Raw genomic sequence first — 19646 nt, 5'->3', positions numbered from 1 at the left:
TCCTTCTTTCCGGTGGAATATCAGTTCCAGCTCCACCGATCCACGTTGTTAACGATGGACCAGCCGTGGCCGTGGGGGTGGATTTTCTGCTCCGCCACCTGAAGGCCGTCTCTCACCCAATACAGATGACTTACATTGACCAGCCACACCCAGGGGATATCCCCCTCCTGGGTGACGCCGGCGGCGCCGTCCCACTGGGCCTTCCGCCACAATTCATAGGACTGCTCCAGGTCGGAACACCGGAGGGCCTGATCCATGTAGGAATCCACCGTTGGATTGGCATAGGGAGAATAGCGGGCGCTGCCGGCAGCGCCGTCGGTATGGTAAATATTATAAAGTTCCATCGGGGTATGGGCGCCCCAGCCCCAGATGAGGGGTTCGGTTCGGGCCCGGTCATAGGCGGTATCCCAGCCCACCCCCTCTGTGGTACAGGCGATGCCCAGCTGGCTCAGCTGATTGGCAAAGTCGGCACACAGGGCCTGGCGCACCGAGTCGCCGGTGGGATAGAGCAGATTCAGAGAGGCCTTGACCCCGTTTTTCTCCCGAATACCGTCAGCTCCCATGATCCACCCCGCCTCCTCCAGCAGGGCGGCCGCTCCAGCCGGGTCATAGTCCACCTGATTGGCAGGGTTGTACCAGGGCATCTGGTCGCACACGCTGTAGGCGGGGGTGCCGTATCCGTCCAGCACGTTGTCGATCATCTCCTGCCGGTCGATCCCGATATTGATGGCCCGGCGCACCAACACGTCGCCGGTGAGGATTCCCTCGATGACAGGCAGGTTGAAGCCCCGATTATCCACGCTCTGACAGGCCATCAGCCCATACCCCGCCGGGCTCTGATCGGAGTAGGCGGCGGAGGTATAGGCCAGATCCACCCGGCCTGCCTGTACCGCCAGAAAGGCCGCGTCCTCCTCCATAAAGAGGATGGTCACCTGCTTCATCTCCGGGGCCTCCCCGTAGTAATCCGGGTTGGCCTCCAAAATCACCTGCTGGCCCTTGTCCCACTGCTTGAGGATGTACCGACCGGACCCGATGGGGTTTTGGCCATAGGTGGCCGGATCATAGGCGTGCTGGGGCACGATGCCCACAACCGCCATCGTATAGGGCCAGATGGAGAAGGGATTGGCCATGTGGAAGACCACGGTGGTGTCGTCCACCGCCTCAGCCCGGTCCAGCATGGTAAAGTCGTTGACCGAACTGGCCGCCTTGACGGTGTTGTAGGTAAAGGCCACATCGGAGGCAGTCAGGGGCTCCCCATCCGTGAACGTTACGTCATCCCGGATCTTGACCGTCCAGGTCAGGCCGTCGTCGCTGACCTGCACGTCGGTAGCCAGGTCGTAGCCGATGGTCAGGTCGGTGTTGGTCACCGTCAGGGTGGACTGGATCAGCGGCTCATGGACGTGTTCCCCGGCGCCCCAACCGTAGGCGGGGTCAAAACCGGCCTCCGGCTCGGAGGTGGGACCCATCGCAATGACCACACTGTCCTCTCTCCGGGTACCTGCCGGCTCCTCCCCCCTGCCGCCGCAGCCCGACAGCAGGGCCAGGCACAGCAGCATCAGAAGTACTCGCTTCATACCCGGTTTCCTCACAGGCCCTTCCCGGCTTCCCGGCATACCGTCTCAAAGGGCAGATCGTTGTCCCGGGCCAGCGCGGCTACCTCCTCATACTCCGGCTTGGCATGGGATACGCCGAAGCCCTCCGCAGTCTTGATCCCCACAGGGCCCCACGGCGTTTGCGCCGTTGTTTTGCCCGGAACAAGGAAATACTTCTCGCACCGGCGCACCCGCAGGCCGTTGGTGGTGGTGTGGCGCAGAATGGCTTTCGCCAGATCCTCCTTCTTTTCAGGCTGGCACAGCACCGTAAGGACGTGGCCGGGGCGGCCCTTCTTCATGGTGCCGGGCAGGGTATACACATCCAGGGCGCCCTCCGCCAGCAGCCGCTCGGCGGCAAAGGCCAGGGCCTCGCCGGTCATATCGTCGATGTTGCACATCAGCTCCACAATCTCCCCGGCGCCTCCTTCCATGCTCTCCCCCCAGAAGGCCCGGACGCAGTTGGCCTGCTCAAACTGGCGGGTGCCCACACCGTAGCCTACCTTCTCCACAGCCATCCGGGGCATGGGGCCAAAGGACTGGGCGAAGTAGGTCAGCAGCGCCGCGCCGGTGGGCGTACACAGCTCCCCGCGGATCTCGCCGCCATAGGTGGGTACGCCCGTCAGCAGCGCGGCGGTGGCTGGGGCGGGCACCGGCATGATGCCGTGGGCACAGCGGACGGTACCGCTGCCCACATGGATGGGAGATACCACGATCTTGTCCGGGCTGAGCAGATAGAGGGCATAGCACACCCCGGCCACGTCGGCCACCGCGTCCAGCGCCCCCACCTCATGGTAGTGGACCTCTCCCACCGGGCAGCCGTGGGCCTTGGCCTCCGCCTGGGCAATGGCGTCGTACACCCCCTTGGCATGGGCCCTGACTTCCTCCGGCAGCGGCAGATGGTCAATGAGGTGGGCAATGTGGCCGGGGGTGGCATGATGATGGTAGTGCCCATGATCATGGTCGTGATGGTAATCATGACCATGAGTATGATGCTCGTGGTCATGGCAATGATCATGGTCGTGATGATGCTCATGCTCATGCTCGTGGTCATGGTGATGGAGGTGTTCGTCCTCCTCCTGGCCGTGGACGGTGACCCTCATGTGGGTGCCGCTGATGCCGCTGGTGACGGCGGAGGCCGCCTCCAGATGGACGCCGGGCAGCCCCAGATGATTCATGGTATCCAGAAAGCCCTCCTTGTCCTCCAACAGCTCATACAGGGCAGACATGAGCATATCCCCCGCCGCCCCCATATTGCACTCAAGATATAAGGTTCTCATTGCAATCCCTCCATCTGATTGATCATACTGGCCAGATAGCCCGCCCCAAAGCCGTTGTCGATGTTGACCACACTGCACCCGGAGGCGCAGGAGTTGAGCATGGCCAACAGGGCGGACAGGCCGCCGAAGCTGGCTCCGTAACCCACGCTGGTGGGCACCGCTACCACCGGGCAATCCACCAGGCCGCCCACCACCGAGGCCAGGGCGCCCTCCATGCCGGCCACCGCAATGACGCACCGGGCGCTCATGAGGGTCTCCAGGTTGGACAGCAGCCTGTGCAGGCCCGCCACCCCCACATCGTACAGCCGGGTGACCTTGTTGCCCATCACCTCGGCGGTGAGGGCGGCCTCCTCCGCCACCGGCATATCGCTGGTGCCGCCGGTGGCCACCACGATGTGGCCCAGGGACGTCCGCCGACCGGGAAAGGCAATGCCCAGCCTGGGGATGGGATGGTAGTCCAACGGAACCGACTGCTCCACCACCCGGGCGGCCTCCTCCCCCATGCGGGTAATGAGGATATTGTTACAGCCCCGCGCCCCCATAGCGGCGGCGATGCCGGCGATCTGCTCCGGGGTCTTGCCCGCGCCGTAAATCACTTCCGCCGCGCCCTGACGGATGGGGCGGTGGAAATCCACCTTGGCGTAGCCCAGATCCGCAAAGGGCTCCTGCTTCAGCTCCAGCAGGGCGTCCTCGGGGGTGGTAGTCCCTTCTTTGACCGCCCGCAGCAATTGCAGAATATCGTGTTTGTTGTCCATACTCGCTACCTCCCCGCCAGGTCCAGCAGAACGGCGGAGAAATCCGCCCCCAGCGCCTGGATGATCTCGTCATGAAGGGCCGCAGCCCGCTCCATCTGATCCGTTGGGACCTGGATGCGGGCGGCGTCCCCCAAAAGCCGCACCCGGAAATCCCGGAACCCCAGCCGGAACAGGGCGTTCTCGCCCCGCTCCACCTTCTCCAGCATCTCCCGGCGGATGGCTGTGCCGGTGGGAACCCGGGTAGCCAGGCAGGCATAGGCCGGCTTGTTCCAGGTGAACAGCCCCGCCTCTTTGGACAGCCGCCGCACCTCGTCCTTGGTCATGCCGCATTCCCGCAGGGGAGATCGCACCTCCAGTTCCTGCAACGCCTGCATCCCCGGCCGGTCCCCGGCGTCGTCCGAGGCATTGGTGCCATCCAGCAGCACGGTGTAGCCGTCCGCCGCAGCCCGCTCCCGCAGTGCAGTAAAGAGCGCCTTCTTGCAGTAATAGCACCGCCGGGGACCGTTCTCCGCCGCCCCGGGCACCGCCAACACGTCAACTTCCACCACCGTCATAGGCACGTCCAGCTCCTCCGCCAGCTTTTTGGCGTCGGCCAGCTCAAAGGCCGGCTGAAAGGCCGTGTTGACATAATACGCCCGCACCTGGCAGCCGTACGCCTTGGCCGCCCACAGCAGCAGGGCGGAGTCCACGCCGCCGGAAAAGGCCAGCGCCGCCCGGGGGACCTGCTTGAAAAACTGCTCCAGCGTCATTACCCCACTCCTTTACAAAAAAGAAGGTATCGTCCACCTGTGGGGACGGATACCTTCCTAGTATCACTACGCATGATAACACCGGGAACCTGGTGAAAATTCCGCGGCTCCTGCCGCTCAGGCCGGCTTCCTGCCGGCTCTGTGGTCACAATTCCCAGTGCCTTTGTAGTTTACCATACCGCCAGATCCATTGCAAGCATTTTCTGCCTATTTCATCCCGTCCGCCAATCCCGGTGGCGTCAGGTCCCCCAACACCTCCCGCACGATGGGGTAGACATGGGTTCCCTTCAGATAGACCAGGCTGAATTCCCGCTCCTCCCCCAGGCAATCCAGATGGAAAAAGGCCAGTTCCGGCCGCTCCGCCGCCACCGGTTCATAGGCAAAGGTAATGCCGCAGCCCGCCGCCACGAACCGGGTAATGAGGGAAAACTGGTTGGCGCAGATCACCCGGGAAAAGAGGTCCAGGGAATAGCCCCGCTCCGCCAGCGCATGTTCCAGGATCCGCCGGGTCCCCGAACCTTCCTCCCGCACCACCAGGCACTGGCCGGCCAGCTCCTCCAGCGGTACCGTGCGCCCGGCAAAGGGATGTCCGGCCCGGCACAGGCCGGTAAATCTGGCCTTGCGGAACAGGCAGCTGCCGAACTTGCTCCGGTCAAAGGCCCCCTCCACAAGGGCGAAGTCCAGCTGCTCATGCTCCAGCTGCCCCAGCAGGACAGAGGTGTTGTCCACTGTGATCTTCAGGCTGTCCCCTGTGCCGCAGATGTACCGGCTCAGCGCATCCACCACCACAAATTCCCCAATGGTTTTTGTGGCCCCAATGCGGATCTCCCTGGCTGCCGGCCCATCCAGCTCCTGCTGGAGACGCTGCTCGTTGTATAACGCCGCCCGGGCGTACTCCGCCACCCGACAGGCCTGGGGCGTGGCATGGAGACGTCGCCCGTCATACTGAAAGAGCTTGCAGCCATATTTCTCTTCCAGCCCACGGATCTGCTGGCTAACCGCCGGCTGACTCAGGCAGAGCTGCTCCCCGGTCTTTCGATAATTCATCGTCTCGTACAGTGTCAAAAATGTACGGATCCTGTAGTCCACCACCATTTACCACCACTCATAAGAAAAATCTATGGATCAATAATTTTTATAAACTTTAATTTATTATACCGTGGTGCTATACTGATTACAAGCGCGACTTCAAATCTGGACAATAAGGACGGGAGATCAGAATGAAGATTCTGGTGATTGGCGGCGTTGCCGCCGGGACCAAAGCTGCGGCCAAAATCAAGCGGGAGGACCGCAGCGCGGGAGTGAAGGTACTGAATAAAAGCAATGACATCTCCTACGCCGGATGCGGCCTGCCCTATTATGTGGGCGGCGCCATTGGCAGCCGTGAGGAACTGATCGTCAATACCCCTCAGAAGTATGCCGGTCTCACCGGCGCGGAGGTGGTCACCGGCTGTGAAGTCACCCGGGTGGACCCCGCAGCCAAAACGGTAAGCGGCCTGCTGGATGGACGGCCCTTTACCGAAGGCTATGACAAACTGATCATTGCCACCGGCGCCGCCCCCGTGGTGCCCGACATGGCGGGCAAGGACCTGCCCGGCGTATTCCCCATGCGTACCCCTGACGACGCCGTGGGTCTGCGCAACTATGTGCAGTCTCACAACTGCCGCCGGGCGGTGGTGGCAGGCGCCGGCTTTATCGGTCTGGAAATTGCGGAAAACCTGCTCTCCCTTGGACTGGACGTAACGGTAGTGGATTTTGCCAACCAGATCATGCCCAATGTGTTTGATCCGGAAATGGCCGACTTTGCCCGCCGGAAGCTGAAAGAAGCCGGTATCCGGGTGGTGACCGGCCAGCGTATCCTGTCGGTGAGCGGCACCGATCAGGCCGCCGGTATCGTCACCGACGGCGGCCCCATTGCCGCCGATGTGGTGGTACTGGCCATCGGCGTGCGCCCCGCCACCGAATTTCTGAAGGATACCGGCCTGGAACTCTTCAAGGGCACGGTAGTGGTGGACCGGGAGATGCGCACCAATCTGCCCGGTATCTACGCCGCCGGCGACTGCGCAATGGTGCGCAACGCCATAACCGGAAAGAACCAGTGGTCGGCGATGGGTTCCACCGCCAACCTGTCCGCCCGGGCGCTGGCAAAGACCATTACCGGCACTCCCACCCCCTACGGCGGCTGCCTGGGCACCGGCGTGGTCAAGCTGTTGCCCCAGCTCAACGCCGGCCGGACGGGCTTTACCGAGGTCCAGGCCCGCAGCGAGGGCTTCGACCCCATCTCCGTGGTGTGCGTCAGTGACGACAAGGCCCATTACTACCCCGGCGCATCCATCTTTGTGACCAAGCTGATCGCCGATCGCCACACCCGCAGGCTGCTGGGCCTCCAGGTGCTGGGCGCAGGAGCGGTGGACAAGATGGTGGATATTGCCGCGGTGGGCATGTATGCCGGGCTTACCATCGATGCCTTCGATACGATGGATCTGGCTTATGCCCCCCCCTTCTCCACCGCCATCCATCCCTTTGTTCAGGCCTGCAATATCTTGGAGAACAAGCTCTCCGGCAAGCTGGAGAGCTTCACCCCGATGGAGTATGCCGCCGGAGAGGCCCAGGACTACACGGTCATCGACGCACAGCCCGCTCCCTCCCTCCCCGGGGCCCAGTGGGTCGATCTGGCCCAGGTCAACGGCCCTCTGGAGGGCATCGACAAAGACGCCAAGCTGCTGCTGGTGTGCGCCCGCGGCAAGCGGGGCTATTTCCTCCAGAATCGCCTGAAGTATTACGGCTACACCAACACCAGAGTGCTGGAGGGCGGCGCTACCTTTAACCTGGTCAAGGTACCTCAGCTCTCCGGCTCCAGCCTGCCCCCCGACGAGGTCAAGCGGCTCAAGGGGCTGGGCTGTCTGTGGGATAAACGTACGCCCGACTGCTTCAACGTGCGCGTCATCACCCGCAACGGTAAACTCACCAGCGCGGAACACGCTGCCGTGGCTCAGGCCGCCCAGCAGTTCGGCTCCGGCGAGGTCACCATGACCACCCGCCTGACGATGGAGATCCAGGGCGTACCCTACGGGAATGTGGAACCTCTGATCCAGTTCCTCCACGGTGCCGGCCTGGATGTGGGCGGCACCGGCTCCAAAGTGCGGCCGGTGGTCTCCTGCAAGGGTACCACTTGTCAGTACGGACTGTGCGATACCTTTGCCCTCAGCGAAAAACTCCACGAGCTGTTCTATGTGGGCTATCACGATGTGGCCCTCCCCCACAAATTCAAGATCGCTGTGGGTGGCTGTCCCAATAACTGCGTCAAGCCCGATCTAAACGACCTGGGCATCATCGGCCAGCGTCTGCCTGAACCTGATCTGACCAAGTGCAAAGGCTGCAAGGTATGCCAGATCGAAAAAGCCTGCCCCATCCACGCCGTATCCATGCAAAACGGCAAGGCGGTCATTGATCCCCAGGCCTGCAACCACTGCGGCCGCTGTCTGGAGAAGTGTCCCTTCGGCGCCTTCACCGAAAGCACCTACGGCTATAAGGTCTACCTGGGCGGCCGCTGGGGCAAGAAGGTAGCCGCCGGCAAACCTCTGTCCAAATTCTTTACCAGCGAGGAAGAAGTCATTGCTCTGGTGGAAAAGGCCATCCTCCTCTTCCGGGACGAAGGCCGGACCGGCGAGCGGTTTGCCGACACCATTGCCCGGCTGGGCTTTGACTATGTAGAGGACAAACTGCTCCACGGCTCCATTGACAAACAGGCTGTGATGAACAAGACGGTCATTGGCGGCGCCAGCTGCTGACCGCTGTGCAAAACGTACCATAGAGGAATACCCCCTGATGTAGGAAAACGCAAGTACTACATCAGGGGGTATTATGCAAAGCGAACGGATTGCAGCCATCTTTTTTATGCTCCATGCAACATTTTATCGCCCCCAGTTGTATCCAAAGTGTCACAACGAGAGCGTCGCTCTCCCGCCAAACACTTTGGAAAGGACGATCATCATGAAAAAAATCATTCCTGCGCTGTTGTCTCTGTCTCTGACCGCCTCCCTCTGCCTGCCCGCCCTTGCGGCTACCCCCCTCAGCCAGCCGCCCGCCAACCAGGCAGCTGCTCCCTCCGGATACGCCATTGAGATCAACGGCGCGGATACCGATATTCAGGCCTGCATCATGGTTCCCCTCCGCGCTGTGGCCGAGGAGCTGGGCTTTACCGTCAGCTGGTCCGGCGATCAGGTGCGGGTAGACACCGGCAAGGTCCATACCGACGTCACCATCGGTGTAGACCGCTATGTCGTTACCACCAGTCTGGAAGGCATGGTGGGCATGAGCGCCCCCTTCTCTCTGGGCTGCGCCCCCTATGCAACCAACGGTACCACTTACGTCCCGCTGGGTCTGTTTGACGCCCTGCTGGGCAGCCGGGAGGACGCCATTACCGGCGACAGCGGCACCATCTCCATCCAGACCGATCCCGCCGTTCAAATCCCCAATCCTTTTGTGGATTGCGCCACGCTGGCCGAGGCGGAGCAGCAGGCCGGTTTTCCCCTGACGCTGCCTGACACCTGCCGGACCGACTCCATCTCTGTTCTGCCCGGCAGCATGATCCAGGTCCTCTGCACCGATGGTCTGTCCGTCCGCAAGGGGATGGGTGATGCAGATGTCAGCGGCGACTATACCGCCTATCCTCAGGTGGAGACCGTATCCATGCCTTACGGGGAGATCACCCTGAAAGGAACCGGCGGGCAGGTGCAGCTTGCGGTTTGGACGGCAGACGGCTATACTTATGCCATCCGGAGCGAGGCCGGTTTGAACCGGGATACTGTTCTGGAGCTGGCCGGCGGAGTCATTTGACCCAACATCTGGCCCGGCACTTCACTAGGAGGAGAAGATGGTGATGACTGCTGCCTGCCCGCTGAAAAGGCCCTCCCTGGGCCGGTACATTTCCAATGCACTTTGGCGGCTGCGCCTGCTTTTTGCTGCCCACGATCCGCTGCGGCTCCAACGGGAAGAGGTCAACGCCCAGGCCGTGCGTATGCTGGATACCTACGGCAACAGTATCCTGCGTCTGGCCTATTCCTATCTTCATAACCAGAGCGACGCGGAGGAAGTTCTCCAGGATACCCTGCTGCAAATGCTGCGCGCCGCGCCGGTTTTGGAGACGCCCCAGCACGAAAAGGCGTGGCTGCTGCGGGTGGCGGCCAATCTGAGCAAAAACCGGCTGAAATATAATCGCCTGCGGGATAGCGACGAGTTGAGCGACACCCTGGCGGCAGAACAACGGGAGGATCTCTCTTTCGTCTGGGAGGCCGTAAAGGCCCTGCCCCAGCATACCCGGGCCGCCATCCATCTGTTCTATCACGAAGGCTGTTCCACCGTCCAAATTGCATCCATCCTGGGGCGCAAGGAGTCTACTATCCGTTCCGATCTGCGGCGGGGCCGGATGCAGCTGAAAGAGATTTTAAAGGAGGCGTATGACTTTGGGCCGGAGCTATGATGAAATCATGTCCAAGATCCAGGTAACGGACACCGCGCGGGAGCGTATTCTGAAACGGCTGTCTGCCGAAGCCCCCGCCCCCCGCCGCAGAGTTCCAATGCTGCCAGGCGCGCTGGCCGCGGCAGCCTGTCTGGCCATATTGTTGGCAGGCGTCTCCCTGCTGCCCCGCTTCTCCACGCCTCCTGTGGCTACCCCGCCCGGCCCCATCACCGCAGTTCCCGACTTTCAGGACGTGGCCTCGGCGGAGGCGCTCTCCACCCTGCTGGGCTTCCCTGTATCCGACCTGGAGGAGCTGCCTTTCTCCTGGGAAAGCGCCACCTATACCGCCTATGGCCAGACTATGGCCCAGATCCGTTACGAAAACGGCGAGCAGTGGGCCCTGTTCCGCAAATCGGCCGGCTCGGAGGACAACTCCGGCGACTATACCCAGTATGCCGCCCAGAGTGCAGAGACGCTGGATGGATGGAGCATCGTTTTGAAGGGTCACACAGAGGACGATTATGTGCTTGCCATCTGGACGGACGGACAATACGTCTGCTCCCTGCGTCTTTCCTCCGGCCTGTCTCAGGCACAGTGGCAAACCCTGATCCAAACAAATCTCCAGTAATATGTCTTCCAAAAAGGGGCGCCCCTCTCCATTGGAGAGGGGCGCCCCTTTTTCATAGGCTCAGCCCAGTTTAATGTCCCGGGTGGCGTAGGCGTTGAGGTCCATGCCGCCCCGTTTTCCCGCCAAATATTCGTAATAGCCCTGGCAGCCGATCATGGCCCCGTTGTCCCCGCACAGGGACAGCGGCGGCAGGAACAGCCTGTCCCCGGACGCCTTACAGGCCGACTCCAGGTCGGCGCGGATGCGGGAGTTGGCCGCCACGCCGCCGGCCACGGCGATCTTGCCATAGCCGCAGTGTTTGGCTGCCTCCATGGTGCGGGGCACCAGAGTGTCGCTGACGGCAGCGGCAAAGGAGGCCGCCAGGCCCTTCATGTCCAGTTCCTCCCCCTTCTGGGCGGCGTTGTGGGCCAGGTTGAGGACCGCCGTCTTGAGGCCGGAGAAGGACATGTCCAGAGGGGCGTCCGCCACATGGGCCCGGGGCAGCTCGTAGCGGGTGTCATCCCCGCCCTGGGCCAGCTTGTCCATAGGAGCGCCGCCAGGATAGCCGATCCCCAGCACCCGGGCCACCTTGTCAAAGCACTCACCCGCCGCGTCGTCACGGGTAGCACCCAAGATTTCCATGTCGGTATAGCCCTTCACGTCCACGATCATGGTGTTGCCGCCGGAGACGCACAGGCACACAAAGGGGGGCTCAAGGTCTGGATGGGCGACGTAATTGGCGGCGATGTGGCCCCGGACATGGTGAGCCGGGATGATAGGCACATTGAGTCCATAGGCCACCGACTTGGCAAAGTTCACACCCACCAGCAGGGCGCCGATGAGGCCGGGGGCGTAGGTCACCGCTACCGCGTCAATGTCGCTCCGGGTGACCCCCGCCTGCATGAGGGCCTGATCGGCCAGGCCGGCGATGGCCTCGATGTGCTTGCGGGAGGCGATCTCAGGCACCACGCCGCCGTAGATGGCGTGCATATCCGCCTGGGAGGCGATGGCGTCGGACAGGACGGTGCGGCCGTCCTTCACTACCGCCACGGCGGTCTCGTCACAGGAGGATTCAATAGCTAAAATGTTCATTGCGTTCCCTTCGTTTCCTCAGAAAAAGTAATGGTCATCAGCAGGGCGTCCTCGTGCAGCTCCCGGTAGTAGTTCTTCCGGCGGCCCACGGTCTGAAAGCCCAGCTTTTCATACAGGGCAATGGCTGGTGCGTTGCTCTCCCTCACCTCCAGGGTGAGAAAGGCCAGGTGGGCCTGTCCAAACCGGATGTAAGCCCCCAGGATGGCCTCCGCTACCCCTTGGCGGCGGTAGGCCGGGGCCACCGCGATCTTCTCCAAGGTGCCCTCGTCCAGCACAGCCCGCACCTCGCCGTAGCCCAGCACGGTGCCGTCCTCCCCCTCGGCCACCACCAGAGAGATCATATCGTTATACAGCTCCTGCTCCAGCAGGGCCTCCGACCAGGGGTGGGAAAAGCATTCCCGCTCGATGGCCGCCACCTGACTCAGGTGGGATTTGTCCATAGGGACCAGTTTATAATTCACAGTATCCGCTCCTTAAAACGCCAAACTGCAGATCAGTTCAACCAGCAGAAACAGCAGGATTCCAACACCCAGCAGGAGAAACAGCACGCCCGCCAGTCGTGTCACCGTGAGATACCAGTCAGATGGCTCTCCGCCTATGGTATCCAGAAAATGTTCCAGCTTCCAGCAGAGTTCCGGCTTGGCCAGCATAAAAATACCCAGGGCAATGCAGACCAACGCAGCCAGGCACATCAGCAAACGCTCCATTCCGTCTCTCCTTTCTCCATCCACGCCGGCGGGCCGGGCGGCAGCTCATCCGGCCCCAGGGGTACCTTTACATCGGTGCGGACGGGGCCGTAAATGGCCTTGTGTAGGGCCATCACCGGGGCCAGATCGGCAGGCCGTTCCGGCAGGAAGGTAGTAAAACGCATTCCGCAGGTGGCCATATCGTAGGCAGGTATCAAACCGCACCGCTCATAGAAGGCCAGGCGACGGCGACGGAGCCCATTCTCCGCCGGGTCGTCCCCCTCCACCGGCCGCTCCGCCTCAATGAGCAGCAGAGACTTCCCCGCCAGCCGCTCCGCCAGCATCCGGACAATCTGACTGCCCAGGCCCCCATTCCGCCGGGCGGCGGTCACCCCCAGATAGTCCAGCAGAATACAGCTTTTATCCGCGGGCTCCATCCAAAGGGTGGCGTAGCCCAGCAGGGTCTCCCCCTCAAAGAGGCCCCACACCTCATAGCGTCCCTGGTCCATCAGGGCCTTGATGTCCGCCAAAGGCTTACACTCATTGGGCGGAAAGGCCTGGGTCAGTTCCTGGTCATACCAGTCTCGCAGTGCGCCGCCGGTCACAGGACGCAATTCCATAACTGCTCCTTTCAGCCTTTGGCCTCCGCCCAGCTCCTGCCGGCGTGGGCCTCGGCGATGAGGGGCAGGGCCAGCTGCACCACCTGCTCCATCTCGGTCTCCAGCAGGGTCTTGACCCGCTCGGTCTCCCCCTCGGGACACTCCACGATCAGTTCATCGTGGACCTGGAGGATAAGCCGGGCCTCCAGCCCCTCGGAGCGCAGCTTGTCACGCACCCGGATCATGGCCAGCTTGATGATATCGGCGGCGGTACCCTGGATGGGCATATTCAGGGCCACCCGCTCCCCGAAGGAGCGCAGATTGAAGTTGGAGGATTTCAGCTCGGGCAGCCAGCGGCGGCGGCCCATGAGGGTGGACACATAGCCGTCTGCCTTGGCCCGCTCCACCACCTGGGTCATATAGGCGTGGACGCCGGAGTACTTCTCAAAGTATTTCTCCATATATTCCCTGGCCTCGGCTCGGGTGACCCCGATGTCCTGAGACAGGGAGAAGTCAGAGATTCCGTAGACGATGCCGAAGTTCACCGCCTTGGCTCTCCGGCGCATCTCATGGGTCACATTCTCCGGGGCCACCCCAAACACCTGGGAGGCCGTAACGGTGTGGATGTCCTCCCCGCTCCGGAAGGCGGATATCATATGCTCGTCCCCGGCAATATGGGCCAGCAGACGCAGTTCGATCTGGGAGTAGTCGGCGTCCACCAGCATCTTCCCCGCCGGAGCCACAAACATCTTCCGCAGCTCCGCCCCCAGCTCCGTGCGAACAGGGATGTTCTGCAGGTTGGGTTCGGTGGAGCTGAGCCGCCCGGTGGCGGTAACGGTATTCTGGAAGGAGGTGTGGATGCGCCCATCGGCGGCAATCACCTTGGTAAGGCCGTCCACATAGGTGGATTTCAGCTTGGCCAGCTGCCGGTAGTCCAGCACCGCCTCCACAATGGGGTGCTTGTCCCGCAGCTTCTCCAGTACCTCGGCGTTGGTGGAGTAGCCCGTCTTGGTCTTTTTCACCGGGGGCAGCCCCAGCTTGTCAAAGAGGATGTGACCGAACTGCTGGGTGGAGTTGATGTTGAACTGCTCCCCCGCCAGTTCGTAAATGAGGGCCTCGTCGGCCTGGAGGCCCTTGTCCAGCATCTGGCCAAAGGCGGTGAGGGCGTTCCGGTCCACCAGCACCCCGGCGTGTTCCATCTCCGCCAGCACCGGACACAGGGGCAGCTCCACCTCATAGTACAGCTTGTCCATACCCAATTCGGTAAGCCTGGGAGCCATGGCCTCCTTCAACGCCCCGATAAGGGCGCAGTGGGACAAGAAGGCCCCCAGCACCGCCACCTGATCCCCCAAGGGCGTCCAGGCGTCCTTGGCCAGATAGGTGTCCCTGGCCTTGTCGTACTCATGGTTGAACCACCGCATCCCCAAAGTCTCCAGCTCATAGCTGCCGTCGGTGGGGGCCAGCAGATAGGCCGCCAAAGCCGTATCAAAAACGAAGCCGCCTCCCTCGATGCCCTCGTCCAGCAGCCGGGACAGCAGGGTTTTCACATCGTGGGTGTTTTTCTTGATATCGGGGGCAAAGAGAGCTTTTAGCACCTCGTTGTACCCCTCCAGCTGGTCGGCCCGGAGGATGGCAGCGTGGCTGTCGGTCTCATTCTCCCAGTGTTCCACCACAACCACGTCCAGGGAGGGCAGGGCCAGCACGTCCACACTGTCACGGGTCCGCCAGAGGGCCAGCAGTTCCTCCGCCCTGGCCCGGTCGGTGACCTCCTCGCTGGTACAAGCGCCGGTAAACTGCTCCTCCTGCTGCTGCACCTCACCCTGAGGGGCCTTCAGGCCCAGCTTGTCAATGAGCTTGTTGAACTCCAGCTTCAAAAAGAGGTTATACAGTTCGGAGGTATTGGGCTCCTTCCGCAGGTTGGCCTCGGGGGTGAAATCGATGGGCGCGTCACAGTGGATGAGGGCCAGGTCGTAGGACAGTTTGGCCTGATCCGCCCCTTCGGCCAGCTTTTTCAGCACGGCGGGCTTGGCCTCCACCCCGTCCAGATTCTCATAGATGGCTGCCACGCTGTGGTAACGCTGGATCAGATCCAGCGCGGTCTTTTCCCCGATACCCTTGACACCGGGGATGTTGTCGCTGGTGTCCCCCATCAGGGCCTTCAGATCCACCATATGGATGGGATCAAAACCGTAGACCTCCCGGAAGGTCTCAGGGGTCATCTCCTTTGTGGTGGTCTGGCCCATGCGGGTGGACACCAGCTTTACCCGGGTGGTATCGGTAACCAGCTGGAGGGAGTCCTTGTCGCCGGTGACAATAACGGTGTCCCACCCGGCAGCGGTATCCTGCACCGAGATGGTGCCGATGAGATCATCTGCCTCCCAGCCGTCCAGCTCATAGCGTGGGATATTCATGGCCTCCAGCACATCCTTCAGGATGGGCAGCTGGGCGGCCAGTTCGTCGGGCATCCCCTTGCGCTGGGCCTTGTAGCCCTCATAGGCCAGGTGGCGGAAGGTGGGGGCCTTCCGGTCGAAGGTAACGCACAGGGCGTCGGGCCGCTCCTCGTCGATCAGCTTGAGCAGGATATTCATAAAGCCGTATACAGCGTTGGTGGGGGTGCCGTCCCTGGTGGTGAGCAGACGTATGCCGTAAAAGGCCCGGTTAATGATGGAATTGCCGTCGATGACCATGAGCTTCATGGAAGGACCTCCTGCCGCCCGGCGCACCGGACATAAAATCTCAGGATATAGTATACCAGTTTTCCCTGTGCCATACAAGAGAAAAGCCCGCCGGCGCCCCCTGGTTGGGACGCCGGCGGACTGGTCAGCATACTCCGCCCAGCTGATTGTAAAAGCAGTGGAACCATTCACGCCGCCAGCTCCACTGCCGCCTGGCCGGGTCCAGCCACAGGGTCACATTGGCGCCCGGCGGCAGAGACAGGCCCAGGCGGCACAAGGTCCGGCGGCCCCGAACCAGTTCCAGCTGATACCGCCCCGGCGGCAGAAAGGCGAACAGGGTCTCCCCCGCCGCCCGCCGCACCCAGCAGTCGCTTCCCTGCCACGGACACAGGGCCAGGCGGTCCTCCTCCCGGGGGCAGCGCACCAATACCCGGACAGAACACAGGGTAAAGCCGGGCGTGAAGCAAAGCTGCTCCGCCTGCTCCCCAGATCTACACAGACAGAATGGCTTTCCGGTGATTACTGCTCCAGCTTCGCCTTGACCAGGTACTGGCCGCCCGTCACACCGCCGAAGAGGTACTGACCCTCGGCATTGGTCTTGGTGGTGGCAATCAGCGTCTCCGTGGTAACAGCCCCAGTCCCGGTCACCTGATACAAACCCACGAAGCAACCGGCCACAATGGTACCGTTCTGATCCCGGATGGTGCCGCTGACGGTGCCGTTGTAGGTGCGCACGTCCACCGCCAGAGACATGGTCACGTTGGCTAACGAACCGCCGGTGATGGTCACCGCCATGGGGGCGGAGGTCAGATAACCCTCGGCGGAAGCCAGAAGCGTATAAAGGCCGTCGGCCACGTCATAGAACAAAAACTCACCGTCCGCCGCCGAGTAAGTGGTGGCCACTACCACATCAGAACTGTCTTTCAGGGTGAGCTTTGCGCCGGACAGCGGAGTGACTACAGCCTCAACAGTGGTGGTCAGCACACCGGCAATGGCTCCCAGGGTCAGGGTGGATTCGGCAGTACATACCAGCGCCATCTGGGTGGTGTCGTTGGCAGACAGAGTCACGCCCATAGGATCGCTGAGCAGATAGCCGTTTTTGACGGCACTGATGGTATAGGTGCCAGCCGGGATGTTGCTGAGAGAATACTGTCCGCTGGCATCGGTCAGCGTGTGCTGGAAGGGGGCGCCGGTGCTGTCAAAGAGTTTGACAGTAGCATCGGCCAGAGGGACGGTACCGTCGGTCACCGTGCCGTATACGGTGGCGAAGCCGACCGGAACAGGAGGCAGCTCCAGGTTGACAGCCGCCTCCTGAGTGCCCTGCAGCTCAAAGCTGGGGCTGTATTCCAGAGCAAGCAGATCCTGCTTAATATCCGCCATAACATATCCTCCTGAAGTGATGTGTGAATGCCCCGCCCCTGTGAAGGCGAAGCTCACTTCAGTATATCCGGCCCGGAGGGAAAGGGTTCCCCCTATCCATGACATTCACGCTTTTTCCGCCCCCGCTCCTGGAAGCAGCACCGTAAACGTCACTCCGCCCGCACGGTTGACCGCCCAACACCGTCCTCCGTGGACTTCCACCGCAGCCCGGACCACGGCCAGCCCCAGTCCGGCCCCTCCGTCCCTCCGGCTGCGGCCCTCATCTCCCCGGTAGAAGGGCTCAAACAGGCGGTCCAAATGTTTTTGCGGGATGACGGGGCCATCGTTATCTACCGTCAGCGTGATCCGCCGTCCCTTTTGGGCCAGGGCAATGGTCACCGCACCGCCGGGGGAGCAGTGGCGCAGGGCGTTGTCCGCCAGATTGTCCACCACTTCCTCCAGCCGCAGCCGATCCCCCAGCAGGGCTGCCGGGGACAGTTGGGTACGCAGTTCGATCCCCTGTTCCTCCGCCCGTAGGGCCAGCCGGGCAGCGCGCTCCTCCACCAGGGCGGTCAGATCCAGGGGTTCCCGCTCCACCTTGCCGCCCCGCTCCAGCCGGGCCAGGTCCATCATGCGCTCCACCAGCGCCGCCATCCGGTCGCTCTCACTCACCACGGTGTCCAGGTACTGGCCCCGCTTGGCGGGGTCGATGTCCTCCCGCAGGGCCTCGGCATGGGTGCGCAGCACCGCCAGAGGAGTCTTGAGTTCATGGGCCGCCCCCCGGACGAAGGCCCGCTCCCGCCGGATGGCCCGACTCTCCAGCCAGGCGGTGAACAGGGCCAGTGCCACCGCCGCCAGGGTGAGCAGAGCCGCCGGCTCCAGGCCGGCCAGGAGATAATCGCCGGGCAGGTAATAGTTGGACGCAACAGGATGCACTCCGTTATCCCACAGGCGAGCGTTGCCCCTTCCATAGTAAACGATGCTGGACTGTCCAAGCATCCACCGTGGATTGTCCGCTTCAACAGCGTCCACCTGCGCCGCCATGTCCCGGTACTGCTCCAGCCGCCGCTCCGGCCCGCCCCGGCCCGTCAGAGCGGAGTAACATTCCAGCCATATGGCCTGAAAGGTCTCCGCCTGCCGATCAGGAAAGAGTTGGGCGTCGGAATCGGCCAGTACCACCTGCTCTTCCCCAAAGTGCAGAGTGAGGGTCCGGACATAGATCACCTCCCCCTCCTCCCAGCCGGTCAGCTCAATTCTGTCCGGGCTGATATGATCCCCCGCCTCGCCGGTCCAAAAGCTGTGGTCGGAGTAGCCGTTCAGAATGCGGGCGGCTGCCATCTGCCCCTCTTCGGTCAGGGCCGGGTCAAAGAGGAGATACCGGAGCTCCGACGTCCCATCCGGCTGGTACACCGCGCTTTGGCCCGCCAGCATCTGGCTCTGTCCCAGCTGCTCCCCCTCCTGGTCGTACACCCGCACAAAGAACTGCCCGCCGTACTTCTTCAGGGTGTCGCAGCTGTTCATGGTCAGCATGACGGATAGTTCGTCCTTCTCCCAAGGCTGGATCTCCTCTTCCTCTGACCCGGTGGGAATCGTAAAATTGGTGGTCCCCTGCGTGATGGCATTGGGAAGCTCATACCGCTGACTGATGATATCCTCCCAACTCCACTGGTGATTGACCCAGAGCATGGCCCCCATGGCCACTCCCCAGAGGAGCAGGGAGATCAGCAGCGACTTGGCAAAGCATCCAAAAAACAGCCGTTTGTTCTTCACGTTACTCGCCCTCCATCCGATACCCCGCCTTGAATACCGTTTTGATCTGCTTTCCGGCGCTTCCCAGGGCTGAACGCAGGCTTTTGATGCGCACATCCACCGCCCGTTCTCCCCCCTCGAAATCGATGCCCCACACCTTGTCCAGCAGCTGGTCCCGGCTGAGCACCTGACCTTTGTTGCGGATGAGGCAGAGCAGCAGATCATATTCCCGGCGGGTCAGGCTTACCGGCTTCCCCGCCACGGTGCAGGTACGCCCCGCCAGATCCAGGGCGATGACCCCGCACCTCAGAGTCTCGCTGTCTCCCTCTCCCCGGCTGCGGCGGATCACTGCCCGGGTCTTGGCCAGCAGCACCGCCAGGGAGAAGGGCTTGGTCACATAGTCGTCCGCTCCCAGGGCATAGCCCCGCAGTACGTCCTCCTCGCTTCCCAGGGCGGTAAGGAAGAGGATGGGCACCCGGCTCCGGGCCCGCACCGCCCGGCACACGGCGAAGCCGTCCAGGTTGGGCATAAGGACATCCAGCAAAATAGCATCGTAGTCGTTGTCCCGCAGCAGATCCAGGGCCTCCTCCCCGTCCCGGGCCAAGTCGCAGTCCAGGCCGTGGACGGCAAAATAGTCCAGGACGATATTGCGGATGCGGTCCTCGTCCTCCACCACCAAAATGCGATCCGCCATGCCGCTCCTCTCCTTTCAGCCAAAACTTATCAGAAAGTTGTGTCCGTCTCATGTCAAAAAGTGCGCTGCTCTCACCTTGCAGCGCACTTTATGTATGCCAACTACAGTTGTACGTCCATCCAGAGGCATTGTACCGTGCCTCTCCCGGCAGTGTCAAGAACACGTTGACTTTCCCTGCAAAAGTCAGTATCATTAAAACTATATTCCGTTATCAGAGAGGAAGTCTTGCCCCATGCTCACCCTGAAAGAGTTCAAGGAGGCCCGCAGCGTACTGTCCGGGGTCATCCGCAACACCAGTTTGGTCTACAGCACCGCCTTTTCCAAGGCCACCGGCAACCATGTGTACATCAA

18 protein-coding genes are annotated in these 19646 nt (G+C 62.1%); 4 read left to right on the top strand and 14 right to left on the bottom strand.

What is annotated here, in order from left to right; translation table 11 throughout:
* Window positions 1-20: 20 nt before the first annotated feature.
* The 5 genes from Q0K43_RS03805 to Q0K43_RS03785 all read right to left on the bottom strand — a co-directional run bounded on the left by Q0K43_RS03805 (window position 21) and on the right by Q0K43_RS03785 (window position 5462).
* Window positions 21-1574: an ABC transporter substrate-binding protein gene (locus Q0K43_RS03805; RefSeq protein WP_366086131.1), complete on the bottom strand. Its 1554-nt coding sequence runs from the start codon at window positions 1572-1574 to the stop codon at window positions 21-23.
* 11 nt (window positions 1575-1585) lie between these two features.
* Window positions 1586-2869 carry a nickel pincer cofactor biosynthesis protein LarC gene (gene larC, locus Q0K43_RS03800; protein ID WP_297289243.1) on the bottom strand — a complete coding sequence of 428 codons (1284 nt, stop codon included), beginning with the start codon at window positions 2867-2869 and terminating at the stop codon, window positions 1586-1588.
* A complete protein-coding gene (gene larB / locus Q0K43_RS03795; protein WP_297289242.1) occupies window positions 2866-3624 on the bottom strand; it encodes a nickel pincer cofactor biosynthesis protein LarB in 759 nt (252 codons plus the stop codon). Before larB ends, larC begins: the two co-directional genes overlap by 4 nt.
* 5 nt (window positions 3625-3629) lie before the next feature.
* Window positions 3630-4373, bottom strand: a complete 744-nt coding sequence (gene larE, locus Q0K43_RS03790; RefSeq protein ID WP_297289241.1) for an ATP-dependent sacrificial sulfur transferase LarE — start codon at window positions 4371-4373, stop codon at window positions 3630-3632.
* A gap of 207 nt (window positions 4374-4580) precedes the next feature.
* Window positions 4581-5462 carry a LysR family transcriptional regulator gene (locus Q0K43_RS03785; protein WP_297289240.1) on the bottom strand — a complete coding sequence of 294 codons (882 nt, stop codon included), beginning with the start codon at window positions 5460-5462 and terminating at the stop codon, window positions 4581-4583.
* 131 nt (window positions 5463-5593) lie between these two features.
* On the opposite strand from Q0K43_RS03785, the gene Q0K43_RS03780 reads away from it, so the two are divergent.
* The 4 genes from Q0K43_RS03780 to Q0K43_RS03765 all read left to right on the top strand — a co-directional run bounded on the left by Q0K43_RS03780 (window position 5594) and on the right by Q0K43_RS03765 (window position 10462).
* On the top strand, window positions 5594-8164 hold the full coding sequence (locus Q0K43_RS03780) for an FAD-dependent oxidoreductase (protein ID WP_297289239.1): 2571 nt from the start codon (window positions 5594-5596) through the stop codon (window positions 8162-8164).
* 202 nt (window positions 8165-8366) lie between these two features.
* Window positions 8367-9212 carry a stalk domain-containing protein gene (locus Q0K43_RS03775; RefSeq protein WP_297289238.1) on the top strand — a complete coding sequence of 282 codons (846 nt, stop codon included), beginning with the start codon at window positions 8367-8369 and terminating at the stop codon, window positions 9210-9212.
* Window positions 9213-9249: 37 nt separating this feature from the next.
* Window positions 9250-9855 carry an RNA polymerase sigma factor gene (locus tag Q0K43_RS03770; RefSeq protein ID WP_297289237.1) on the top strand — a complete coding sequence of 202 codons (606 nt, stop codon included), beginning with the start codon at window positions 9250-9252 and terminating at the stop codon, window positions 9853-9855.
* Complete coding sequence (locus Q0K43_RS03765) at window positions 9839-10462, top strand: hypothetical protein (RefSeq protein WP_297289236.1); 624 nt, start codon at window positions 9839-9841, stop codon at window positions 10460-10462. Before Q0K43_RS03770 ends, Q0K43_RS03765 begins: the two co-directional genes overlap by 17 nt.
* Window positions 10463-10522: 60 nt before the next feature.
* On the opposite strand, the gene tsaD is transcribed toward Q0K43_RS03765, so the two are convergent.
* The 9 genes from tsaD to Q0K43_RS03720 form a co-directional block, all read right to left on the bottom strand.
* Window positions 10523-11533, bottom strand: a complete 1011-nt coding sequence (gene tsaD, locus Q0K43_RS03760) for a tRNA (adenosine(37)-N6)-threonylcarbamoyltransferase complex transferase subunit TsaD (protein ID WP_297289235.1) — start codon at window positions 11531-11533, stop codon at window positions 10523-10525.
* A complete protein-coding gene (rimI, locus tag Q0K43_RS03755; protein ID WP_297289234.1) occupies window positions 11530-11994 on the bottom strand; it encodes a ribosomal protein S18-alanine N-acetyltransferase in 465 nt (154 codons plus the stop codon). The genes tsaD and rimI overlap by 4 nt, the downstream gene beginning before the upstream one ends.
* 12 nt (window positions 11995-12006) lie before the next feature.
* Entirely contained in the window at window positions 12007-12240 is a 234-nt protein-coding gene (locus Q0K43_RS03750; protein ID WP_297289233.1) for a DUF6199 family natural product biosynthesis protein, read from the bottom strand.
* Complete coding sequence (locus tag Q0K43_RS03745) at window positions 12225-12839, bottom strand: GNAT family N-acetyltransferase (protein ID WP_297289232.1); 615 nt, start codon at window positions 12837-12839, stop codon at window positions 12225-12227. Before Q0K43_RS03745 ends, Q0K43_RS03750 begins: the two co-directional genes overlap by 16 nt.
* Window positions 12840-12850: 11 nt before the next feature.
* On the bottom strand, window positions 12851-15514 hold the full coding sequence (polA, locus tag Q0K43_RS03740; RefSeq protein ID WP_297289231.1) for a DNA polymerase I: 2664 nt from the start codon (window positions 15512-15514) through the stop codon (window positions 12851-12853).
* 124 nt (window positions 15515-15638) lie between these two features.
* Window positions 15639-15917, bottom strand: a complete 279-nt coding sequence (locus Q0K43_RS03735) for a hypothetical protein (RefSeq protein WP_297289230.1) — start codon at window positions 15915-15917, stop codon at window positions 15639-15641.
* A gap of 95 nt (window positions 15918-16012) precedes the next feature.
* The gene (locus Q0K43_RS03730) at window positions 16013-16873 is read right to left on the bottom strand and encodes an MSCRAMM family protein (protein WP_297289229.1); all 861 of its coding nucleotides are present in this window, start codon (window positions 16871-16873) and stop codon (window positions 16013-16015) included.
* Between the two features lie 105 nt (window positions 16874-16978).
* A complete protein-coding gene (locus Q0K43_RS03725) occupies window positions 16979-18622 on the bottom strand; it encodes a sensor histidine kinase (protein WP_297289228.1) in 1644 nt (547 codons plus the stop codon).
* A 1-nt stretch (window position 18623) separates the two neighbouring features.
* Entirely contained in the window at window positions 18624-19295 is a 672-nt protein-coding gene (locus tag Q0K43_RS03720) for a response regulator transcription factor (RefSeq protein WP_297289227.1), read from the bottom strand.
* Between the last annotated feature and the right edge of the window lie 351 nt (window positions 19296-19646).

The organism is uncultured Flavonifractor sp. (assembly GCF_944383115.1).
GTDB lineage: Bacteria > Bacillota > Clostridia > Oscillospirales > Oscillospiraceae > Flavonifractor.
Note: the sequence above shows the minus strand (reverse complement) of the source record. Positions and strands in the feature narration are given on the sequence as shown.